Below are 10,686 nucleotides of genomic sequence, written 5' to 3'. Positions count from 1 at the left end.
TCTTGCTATGGTCCATACCGGCCATGCTGCCGTGGTCCATGCCAGCCATCTTGCTGTGGTCCATACCGGCCATGCTGCCGTGATCCATGCCACCCATGCTGCCGTGGTCCATCCCCATATCACTCATGGAGATGAGAGGCCTTGGATCTACAGCCGGCACCGGTGCCTGCAGGCCCTCACGGACAGCCAAGGTACCCCTTGAATAGCCGGTGCGATCCATGGATTGAGCAAAGATGGTGTAAGCCTGCTCGTTTTCAGGCTCGACAATGACATCGTAGGTTTCAGCAACGGCAATCCGGAATTCATCGATCGACACTGGCTTAACGTACTGACCGTCGGCTGCGACAACCGTCATTTTCAAGCCGGGGATCCGCACGTCGAAATAGGTCATCGCCGAGCCATTGATAAAGCGAAGCCGGATTTTCTCCCCTGGCTTGAAGATTCCCGTCCAGTTCCCATTTGGCGCCTGGCCGTTCATGAGGTAGGTGTAGGTGTGCCCGCTCACGTCAGCGAGATCGGTTGGGCTCATCTTCATCTCGGCCCACATCTTTCGATCGGCCACAGCAGCAGACCAACCTTTCTCGCTCACGTCGTCGACGAAGTCGCCAACGGTGCGCTTGTGGAAGTTGTAATAGTCCGACTGTTTTTTGAGCTTGGACATAACCCGCGCCGGGTCTTCGTCGGTCCAATCACTCAGCATGACGACATAGTCACGATCGTAGGTGAAAGGCTCTGGATCCTTGGCATCAATCACCAGCGCACCGTAAACACCGACCTGCTCCTGGAAGCCCGAATGGCTGTGGTACCAGTAGGTGCCGTTCTGGTGGACCTTGAACTTGTACTCGTACATGCCGTCGGGAGCGATGCCATGGAAGCTTAGACCCGGCACGCCGTCCATATTCGCCGGCAGGATGATGCCGTGCCAGTGGATGGACGTGTCCTGCTTCAAGCGGTTGCGAACCCGTAGCGTGACCGTGTCGCCTTCGCGCCAACGGAGTATTGGTCCTGGCAGCGAACCGTTGATGGCCATCGCCGTTCGAGCTGCCCCGGTAATGTTCACCGGGAGCTCCCCGATGTACAGGTCAAAATCGGTGCCGGTCAGTACGTTAGGCTGGCCAGGGCTGGTTACGGCCCAGACCGGCGCGCGCCACATGCCCAGCCCACCCAGTAGTCCGGTAGCAGCCAGGCCTTTGACGAATGAACGTCTCGTGGTTTTGCTTTGCATGCCGTTGCGTCCAATCAGGTAGATCGCTGATATCCAGACTGCGGGATCCGCAGCCATCTGGTTTCAATTGAGCTCCCCCAAGCCTCGTAGACTTTCGCCAAAGCACAAGGATTGCGGGAGGCAATACCCCGAAAGCTGACATAGTTCAGATTCCGGGGTGATTACATTTCTGTAAGCTAAGCTCAGCAGCTCTCGTGGCCGGGGTGCTTTTGGCTTTGGGCGGTAACAGGAGCCTCTGCTTTTTTCTCCTGAGCAACCTGGTAAGCCTGCATGGAAGATGCACGTGCAGCTTCCATCCTGGCGAAGGTGCGATCCGCGCCGCCTTCAGCCAGGGCGAGGCTCGCCATGCCGAAGGTGACTACCATCACAATCGCTTTGATCATGTTCATTTGCGTTTCCTCTAAGGGTCAGTTTCGCCTGATTGGCGCCGTTCACAGTGCTCAAGCTAGCTACCCGGCACTGTCAGCAAGCTGAGCCCGACATTACTTTTCCGTCAGCTTCTGGTTGGGTGCCTTTTTTGCTGCACACTGAAGGGCATCCAAGGGGGCGCAGCAGATGAAATTACTCGTAGCCGAAGATGAGCCAAAAATCGGGGCCTACCTGCAGCAAGGGCTGACGGAGGCAGGCTTTACCGTCGATCGTGTGGTCACAGGGACCGACGCGCTGCAATACGCTTTGAGCGAGGCGTATGACCTGCTGATTCTTGATGTAATGATGCCGGGGCTAGACGGCTGGGAGGTGCTGCGGATGGTACGTGCGGCAGGGAAAGAGGTCCCAGTCTTGTTTTTGACGGCCCGTGATGGCGTGGACGATCGCGTGAAAGGGTTAGAACTCGGGGCTGACGATTACCTGGTCAAACCCTTTGCATTCTCGGAACTGCTAGCGCGTGTGCGCACTTTGCTGCGAAGAGGCAGCAGTGGCTATGCTCAGACCACTATGAAGATGGCTGACCTGGAGGTAGACCTGCTTAAGCGCCGGGCCACCCGAAATGGCAAGCGGATCGACCTCACAGCCAAGGAGTTCTCCTTACTGGAACTACTCATGCGCCGACGCGGCGAGGTACTGCCGAAGTCCCTGATCGCATCGCAGGTGTGGGATATGAACTTCGACAGCGACACTAACGTGATCGAGGTTGCTGTTCGTAGGTTGCGGGCCAAGATTGATGACGATTTCGCCCCCAAGCTCATACATACAGTTCGTGGCATGGGCTATCTGATGGATGTTCCCGAGTAATGCGCGCCCAATCGTCGCTCGTTAAACGCCTTACCCTCATGTTCATGTTCGCGGTCATCGCCGTATTGGTCGTTGCCGGCGTGAGCTTCTACATGCTCAGTCAGCACCATTTCCAGATGCTGGATGAGCAAGCCCTGGCCGAGAAACTCGAATCCACCCGGCACATCCTTTCACTTTCAGCAGCACGTGATGAACTTGAGGATCAGGAGCCTCAACTGCGTGCTTTGTTGGGGGCTCATCAGGACCTTTCTGCGGAGATTCTTGATGCTGACGGTACTGTCCTGTTCTCGGACTCCAAGGCATCCCGCATCCCTGAGCGCTTTAAGCAGGCCTCTTCTGGCGCCGTTTGGGACTGGCAAATCGACTCGCGGAACTTCCGGGGGATTACCTCTCAACTGGCTATAGCGCAGGCGCAGGCGCCGGTAACAGTCATGTTGATGCTGGATGTCACCAGCCATGCCCACTTTTTCAAGACGCTGCAATGGTGGTTCGGCATTGGCTTGGTCATCAGCGCTCTGGTTAGTGCAGGATTGGGGTGGATCGTGGCCAAGAGCGGTCTTCGGCCGGTTGGGCAGATCACCAAGGTGGCGACATCCATGTCTGCCCGGTCCCTTCGCGAGCGAATTCCATTGGAGCCCGTGCCGCTTGAATTGCAGGAGCTGATCCTCTCCTTCAACGGAATGCTTGCACGCCTGGAAGACGCGTTCGTCCGGCTATCAAACTTCTCAGCCGACATCGCACATGAGCTGCGGACTCCGGTAAGTAATCTTCTGACGCATACCGAAGTCGTTCTGACCAAAAAACGCGACCTCGATGCCTACGAAGACAACCTCTACTCCAATCTTGAAGACCTCAAGCGCATGTCGCGCATGATCGATGACATGCTGTTCCTGGCAAAAGCTGATAACGGCTTGATCATCCCCGAGCAGGTTGATATCGATCTGGTCGGGCTAGTGTCCAGACTGATTGAGTACTACCAGCTTGCAGCCGAAGACCGAAGCATTCGGCTTGCCCTTCAAGGCGAAGGTACGATCCGTGGTGACCGGCTAATGATTGACCGGGCGGTTTCCAACATTCTATCCAACGCTTTGCGCTATACCCCCGAAGGCCACGATATCGCCGTCCGGATTGTCGAGGCGGCTGATCAAGTGAACCTGTCCGTCCAGAACAATGGGGCCACGATTGATCCGGAACATATCAACAAAATCTTCGACCGGTTCTATCGCGCTGACCCTGCAAGGCGGGAAGGAAGCCCAAGCAACGCCGGCTTGGGTCTGGCCATAACGCGTTCGATCATCGAGGCTCATGGTGGGCGAATTTGGTGTACCTCCGCTGACGGCGTGACGAGTTTTCACATCGCTCTGCCGCACGCCAAACAATCCACTTCCAAGCCTCAAACGGCTTAATGCTCATTTCATGCGTGTAACCTATACTCGGCCATCATGAACCGGCTCCTACGACTGTTCACCATCCTGCTTCTAATCGCATCGCTTCCTCTCAACGGCATGGCGGGAGTCGACTCAGCCATTGAACCATGCCCCATGCAAACCATGGGGATGGAGATGATGGCGGGGATGGATCACGATTGTTGCCAGGATACTGATCCAGGATCAGCTGCCGACCACTCCAAAGCCTGCAAAGTGGGCCAGGAGTGTAGAACCGCGAGCACAGTTCAGGTCGAAATAATTAACCCCACGCTCACCTATTCTGCGCCTAGGCCAGTAGATACCTATGCGGTGAGCCTCGTAAACAGGGCGCCTCCTGACCCTTGGCGGCCACCCCGCGCCTGATTACCTCTTAAATTCACCCCATCGTCCTGTTTTGCAGCCGGATGATGGCATGCGCTTGCGCGCTGATTTTTTGAGGAATCATTTCCATGACTCCCCCACGTTACCGATTAGGGATGGCATGTCTGGCCGCTCTGATCAGCCTGTTGTCGACGTTACCGGCTCAGGCTACACCGTTGTCTCTGGAGGAAGCGCTTCAACTTGCCGAACGCAATGCCCCCATCCTCCAGGCCAGGCAAGAGCAAATGACGGCCGCTCGACACGCTGTGATCCCAGCAGGCGAGCTGCCTGATCCACGTCTCAACCTAGGAGTGCAGAACCTTCCTGTTGACGGCAGTGATCGTTGGAGCATGAACCGCGATTTCATGACGATGCAGGTTGTCGGCCTCTCCCAGGAAGTACCAAACCGGGACAAGCGGGAGGCACGAGTTGAGACGGCACGAGCGAGCGTTGAGCGAGCCGATGCAGAGGCGGTGTTCGAGCGCTTAAAAGTGCGTGCTGCCACAGCCCAAGCTTGGGTCGCGGCGTACACCGTTCAACGGAAACTGCAGCAGTTTGAGGACTTCTACAAAGAAAACCGTCTGTTGGCCGCAGCAATCCGCGCACGCCTGGCCGGCGGTACCGGCGCGACGGCCGACGCACTTGCTCCTGACCAGGAAGCTGCGCAACTCGATGAGCAAAAAGATGTTCTGCTCACACAGGCCGCTCAGGCACGGGCTGCACTCAAGCGATGGATTGGAGAGGATGCTGATCCGCAAGCTCAAGCATTTCCGCGCTGGCCAGTGAGCGCGCCGGACTATCTACACGCTATACATGCACATCCAGAATTGGCGACCTACAACGCCCTTACGCGGGAAGCACAAGCTCAAGTGCACCAAGCCTTGGCAGAAAAGAAGTCGGACTGGGGGTGGCAGGTGGATTACCAGCGGCGCGGGCCTGAATTCAGCAATATGGTGAGCCTGCAGGTAAGTTTCCAACTGCCCTTGTTCGCTGGCTCACGGCAGGACCCGATGATCGCGGCACGTCGCGCACAAGTCCGGCAACTGGAGGACGAACAGGAAGCGGCATTGCGTGAGCATAAAGCGCAGCTGGAGACAGATCTTGCGGATTACCAGCGATTGCAGCGAGCAGTGCAGCGCAGCCGTGAAACATTGTTACCGCTAGCGGAGGATCGAGTCCGCCTCGCCCTTGCTGACTATCGAGCCGGTAAATCACCCTTAAGTGAGGTTCTCACCGCTCGACGTCAGCGGGTTGAAACACGACTGCAAGACATCGATCTGCAAGGACAGTTGGCCGCGACAGCTGCACGGCTGCACTTCGCGTATGGAGAGGTGCGCGCATGAGAAATTCAACTATCAGCCTTGTGGTATTGGCCGCGTTGGCTATCGGCGGTGGCGTTGGCTATCAGCTAGCAAAGCGTGGGCAGGTGTCCACTGCCTCCCCTGAAACGCTACAGAAGGTGCTGTATTGGTATGACCCGATGTACCCCCAGCAGCACTTTCCAGCACCGGGCAAGTCGCCCTTCATGGACATGCCACTGGTGCCGAAGTACCAGGAAAGCACCGCTGCTGAGGTGAGCCCCGCAGTTCAAGTTTCACAGGGGCTCCAACAAAACCTGGGGGTCCGTCTGGCTACCGTAGCGAAAGGGCAGCTTGCTCGAACCCTCCAGGTGAGCGGCGTGCTTACCTTCGATGAGCGGGATTTTAGCGTTCTGCAGGCTCGTACCGGTGGCTACGTCGAACGCACCTATGGCCGCGCTACAGGCGACGTGGTTGCCAAGGGCGCCCCATTGGCAGATGTGTTGACGCCTGAATGGGCGGGCTTGCAGGAAGAGTACCTGGCGCTTCAGCGATCTGGGGACAATGAATTGCGCGCTGCAGCTCGGCAACGACTACTGCTGGCGGGTATGCCTGCCGATCTTATCAACCGGATTGACCGTACGGGAAGGGTCCAGAATTCGGTAACGCTCTTGGCCCCAACAGCAGGCGTCCTTCAGGCTCTGGAATTGCGGCCAGGCATGACAATGACACCGGGTGCAACGTTGGCGAAGATCAATGGTATCGCGAACGTCTGGCTTGAGGCCGCAGTACCTGAAGCGCAAGCCCAAGGCCTACAGGAAGGACAGGCAGTGCAGGCGAATCTGGCAGCGTTCCCAGGCGAACCTGTTCCCGGCAAGCTGACCGCATTGCTGGCTGATGCGGATCTGCAAAGCCGCACCTTGCGGCTTCGTATAGAACTGCCCAACCCCGGCGGCCGGTTGCGCCCAGGCATGACCGCGCAGGTTTCCCTCCATCCGTCCGGGCAACAGGATGACAGCCTACTGGTGCCAGCCGAGGCGATCATTCGGACGGGGAAACGCGATCTCGTAATGGTGTCAGAAGACGGAGGTCGATTCCGGCCGGTGGAAGTAGTGCTCGGCCAGGAAAGTGCTGGCCAGGTGGTCGTGCTGCGAGGCCTTCAGGCGGGCCAGCGCGTTGTGGCGTCCGGGCAGTTTCTGCTGGACTCCGAAGCGAGCTTGAAAGGTATCGAGGCCGTTACTGCTGGCGATGCTCCACTTGCGCAACCTGTACAGCCGGCTCTACATCAGGCCAATGGGCGCATCGTTCAAATAGAAGGTAATCAGCTGACCATCGCTCATGGACCGTTCGTGACGCTGGGCATGCCTGGTATGACGATGACTTTCCCTGTGGCAGATCCCCGCTTGATTGCCGGACTCAAGGTTGGCGAACGCATCCGGTTTGGAGTGCGCGAGCGCGATGAAGGCATGGTCATCGAGCAAATAACCCAGCAGGAGAACCAGCCATGATCGCGAACCTGATTCGTTGGTCGGTTGGCAACCGCGTCCTGGTCCTGCTGGCAACACTGTTTGCCGTAGCTTGGGGCGTTTTCTCTCTGCGCAGTTTGCCGATCGACGCGTTGCCTGACCTGTCAGATGTGCAGGTGATTATCCGCACCTCCTACCCAGGGCAGGCACCGCAGATCGTGGAAAATCAGGTGACATATCCCCTGACCACCACAATGCTTTCCGTACCCGGAGCCAAGACAGTGCGGGGCTTTTCAGCATTTGGAGACAGCTTCGTATATGTGTTGTTTGAGGACGGCACAGATCTCTATTGGGCGCGGTCCAGGGTGCTCGAATACCTAAGCCAGGTTCAGTCTCGATTACCGGCGTCCGCTAAGCCAGTGCTCGGACCCGATGCCACTGGTGTAGGCTGGATCTACCAGTATGCGCTGGTGGACCGCAGTGGTACCCATGACCTGGCACAGCTGCGCAGCCTTCAGGACTGGTTCCTGCGCTTCGAGTTGAAAACTCTTCCGGACGTTGCCGAAGTGGCGACGATAGGCGGGATGGTCAAGCAGTACCAGGTAGTGCTCGATCCGCTGCGCATGGCCAGCTTGGGAATCACTCAAGTTGAGGTTTCGGACGCCATCGCCAAGGCCAATCAGGAAACCGGTGGCGGCGTGCTCGAACAAGGCGAAGCTGAGTTCATGGTAAGGGCTTCCGGCTATCTGAAGTCACTCGATGATTTCCGAGCCATTCCCCTGCGCCTGGCTGCGAAGGGTATACCCGTAACACTGGGCGATGTAGCCACTGTACAGCTGGGCCCTGAGGCACGTCGCGGCATCGGCGAGCTTGATGGACAGGGCGAAGCGGTGGGCGGCGTAGTAATTCTGCGCAGTGGCAAGAATGCGAAAGATGCCATCGCTCACGTCAAATCCAAGCTTGAATCGCTGGAAAAAAGCCTGCCTGCCGGGGTCGAGCTGGTCACTACCTACGACCGTAGCCAGTTGATCGATCGTGCTGTGGAAAATCTGAGCCAGAAGCTGATTGAAGAGTTCATCGTGGTCGCACTGGTGTGCGCTGCATTTCTTTGGCATCTGCGCTCATCGTTGGTCGCCATCGTCTCGCTTCCGGTTGGTGTCCTCATTGCCCTGATCGTCATGCGCCACCAGGGCATCAACGCCAACATCATGTCGCTTGGGGGCATAGCCATTGCAATCGGTGCGATGGTGGACGCCGCTGTGGTGATGATTGAGAACGCGCACAAACGGGTTGAGGCTTGGCATACGTGGCACCCTGGAAAGTCGTTGCGTGGCGAAGATCATTGGAAAGTGATGACTGAGGCAGCAGTCGAGGTCGGGCCTGCGCTGTTCTTCAGCCTCATGATCATTACGCTGTCCTTCATACCGGTATTCACCTTGCAGGCTCAGGAGGGAAGGCTGTTTGCGCCCCTCGCATTCACCAAGACTTATGCAATGGCAGCAGCAGCGGGCCTTTCGGTTACCCTGGTACCCGTGCTGATGGGGTACTGGATTCGGGGTCGTTTACCGGCAGAAGAGCGCAACCCACTCAATCGAACCCTGATACGGCTCTATCGCCCAGCATTGGAGATCGTTCTACGCCGGCCAAAGCTCACGTTGGCGGGTGCACTGTTGATTTTGCTCAGCAGTGTCTGGCCCCTGAGCCAGCTCGGCGGCGAATTCTTGCCGCCACTGGATGAAGGCGATTTGCTGTACATGCCGACTGCCCTGCCAGGTCTTTCGGCGCAGAAAGCCTCTGAGCTTTTGCAACGTACGGACCGGCTGATCCGAACGGTACCGGAGGTCGCCAGTGTCTTCGGTAAAGCGGGCCGGGCTGAATCAGCGACCGACCCGGCCCCGCTGGAGATGTTCGAGACGACTGTCCGACTTAAACCGAAGGATCAGTGGCGAGCAGGGATGACCACTGAGAAGCTGATCGAAGAGCTGGACCGTACCGTGCAGGTACCTGGGCTAACCAATATCTGGATCCCACCGATTCGAAACCGTATCGACATGCTCGCAACCGGTATCAAAAGCCCGATCGGCGTAAAGGTTGCCGGCAGCAATTTGAATGAGATCGACCGGGTGACTCTGGCTATCGAGAAGGTGGCCAAAACGGTTCCAGGGGTGACTTCCGCCCTCGCCGAGCGATTAACCGGTGGACGCTACATCGATCTGGATATCGACCGCCAATTCGCAGCGCGTTACGGCCTGAACATTGCTGATGTCCAAGCGATTGTTGCCGGCGCCGTTGGGGGCGAAAACATCGGCGAAACCGTAGAAGGCCTGGCGCGATATCCCATCAGTGTTCGGTACCCACGGGAGTGGCGTGACTCTGTTGATGCCCTGCGGCAGCTACCGATTTACACCAGCCAAGGGGGGCGAATCACACTGGGAACCGTGGCACGGGTGCGTATTGCGGACGGTCCACCCATGCTCAAGAGTGAAAACGCGCGCCCCTCGGGCTGGGTGTATATCGACGTGCGGAGACGGGACCTGTCCTCCGTCGTTGCCGACCTGCGCCGGCTAGTCGATCAGCAGGTGAAGCTCGATCCTGGCATAAGCTTGAGCTATTCCGGGCAGTTCGAATACCTGGAGCGCGCCAATGCGCGCTTAGCATGGGTAGTACCGGCGACGCTGGCCATTATTTTCGTCCTTCTCTACCTCACGTTTGGCCGCCTCGGTGAAGCGCTGCTGATCATGGCTACCTTGCCATTTGCGCTAACCGGCGGCGTATGGCTGCTGTACATGATGGGCTACAACCTGTCGGTGGCCACGGGTGTCGGTTTTATCGCCTTGGCTGGGGTCGCAGCAGAGTTTGGAGTCATCATGCTGATCTACCTCAACAATGCCTGGACTGAACGAAACGGCAACGGTACGCAGGGGCAACCTGCGCTTCTGGATGCTATCCGCGAAGGGGCCGTGCAGCGCATCCGCCCCAAAGCCATGACCGTAGCAGTGATCGTCGCAGGCTTGATGCCAATCCTCTGGAGTAGCGGTACCGGCAGCGAAGTCATGAGCCGGATCGCTGTACCCATGGTCGGCGGCATGCTCACCGCGCCTTTGCTCTCACTATTTGTAATCCCTGCGGCTTACTGGCTCGTCAGGCGCCGCGGACTCGCTGTACACGATAACCCCCAAACAGGAGTAACCCGATGAAGAAGCTACTGATCAGCGCTGGCCTGGTGTTCGCCGTTGCGGCGGCGGTGCAGGCCCAAGACATGTATGGCACGGATATGAAGAATATGCCCATGGAAGGCAACGAGACCCAAGGCAGCCAGGCGGCTCCGACTGCATCGGCTGAGGGAACCATCAAAGCTTTGGAACCAGGTAAAGTTACCTTGGCGCATGGACCAGTATCAGCCCTGAAATGGCCGGCAATGACCATGGGCTTCAGCGCTACCGAGCAGCAACTCAAGGGACTCAAGGTAGGCGACAAGGTCAGCTTCGATTTCCGAATGAATGGGGGCACAGCGACGATCGTAGGCATTCGCAAGCAGTGACGGATTGACTTCTAACCCTGCCTATTAGAGCTGATAGGCAGGGTCATTTAGCCAAACTTTGGAAAAAGTGCTGCCGCAATTCCTGACCGCGCCGCCTTCAGCTCTGTGCCTCGGGACGCTAGTTGGTCTTTGCGCT

Annotated in this window: 8 protein-coding genes; 6 read left to right on the top strand and 2 right to left on the bottom strand. The window is 57.7% G+C overall.

Annotation, left to right across the window (positions count from 1 at the left end):
- Both F6X59_RS12755 and F6X59_RS12750 read right to left on the bottom strand, forming a co-directional pair.
- On the bottom strand, nucleotides 1-1,225 hold a 1,225-nt coding region (locus F6X59_RS12755; protein ID WP_152956536.1), incomplete at its 3' end, for a copper resistance system multicopper oxidase.
- Nucleotides 1,226-1,407: 182 nt separating this feature from the next.
- Nucleotides 1,408-1,614, bottom strand: a complete 207-nt coding sequence (locus F6X59_RS12750; RefSeq protein ID WP_011953085.1) for a co-regulatory protein PtrA N-terminal domain-containing protein — start codon at nucleotides 1,612-1,614, stop codon at nucleotides 1,408-1,410.
- Between the two features lie 166 nt (nucleotides 1,615-1,780).
- Here F6X59_RS12750 and F6X59_RS12745 point away from each other — a divergent pair, with 166 nt between their 5' ends.
- The 6 genes from F6X59_RS12745 (at nucleotide 1,781) to F6X59_RS12720 (ending at nucleotide 10,550) form a co-directional block, all read left to right on the top strand.
- On the top strand, nucleotides 1,781-2,458 hold the full coding sequence (locus F6X59_RS12745; protein WP_011953086.1) for a heavy metal response regulator transcription factor: 678 nt from the start codon (nucleotides 1,781-1,783) through the stop codon (nucleotides 2,456-2,458).
- On the top strand, nucleotides 2,458-3,864 hold the full coding sequence (locus F6X59_RS12740; RefSeq protein ID WP_011953087.1) for a heavy metal sensor histidine kinase: 1,407 nt from the start codon (nucleotides 2,458-2,460) through the stop codon (nucleotides 3,862-3,864). The genes F6X59_RS12745 and F6X59_RS12740 overlap by 1 nt, the downstream gene beginning before the upstream one ends.
- A gap of 470 nt (nucleotides 3,865-4,334) precedes the next feature.
- Nucleotides 4,335-5,588, top strand: coding sequence for a TolC family protein (locus tag F6X59_RS12735; protein WP_011953089.1), 1,254 nt, complete (start codon nucleotides 4,335-4,337; stop codon nucleotides 5,586-5,588).
- Entirely contained in the window at nucleotides 5,585-7,051 is a 1,467-nt protein-coding gene (locus tag F6X59_RS12730; RefSeq protein WP_011953090.1) for an efflux RND transporter periplasmic adaptor subunit, read from the top strand. Before F6X59_RS12735 ends, F6X59_RS12730 begins: the two co-directional genes overlap by 4 nt.
- Complete coding sequence (locus F6X59_RS12725) at nucleotides 7,048-10,206, top strand: efflux RND transporter permease subunit (RefSeq protein ID WP_011953091.1); 3,159 nt, start codon at nucleotides 7,048-7,050, stop codon at nucleotides 10,204-10,206. Before F6X59_RS12730 ends, F6X59_RS12725 begins: the two co-directional genes overlap by 4 nt.
- Nucleotides 10,203-10,550 (top strand): copper-binding protein, encoded by a 348-nt coding sequence (locus F6X59_RS12720; protein ID WP_011953092.1) that lies wholly within the window; start codon nucleotides 10,203-10,205, stop codon nucleotides 10,548-10,550. Before F6X59_RS12725 ends, F6X59_RS12720 begins: the two co-directional genes overlap by 4 nt.
- The last annotated feature ends 136 nt before the right edge of the window (nucleotides 10,551-10,686 follow it).

This window comes from Pseudomonas sp. MN1F (assembly GCF_009391885.1).
In the GTDB taxonomy this organism is placed as follows: domain Bacteria; phylum Pseudomonadota; class Gammaproteobacteria; order Pseudomonadales; family Pseudomonadaceae; genus Aquipseudomonas.
The sequence above is the reverse complement of the archived record's forward strand: the minus strand, read 5'-3'. Positions and strand labels throughout refer to the sequence as shown.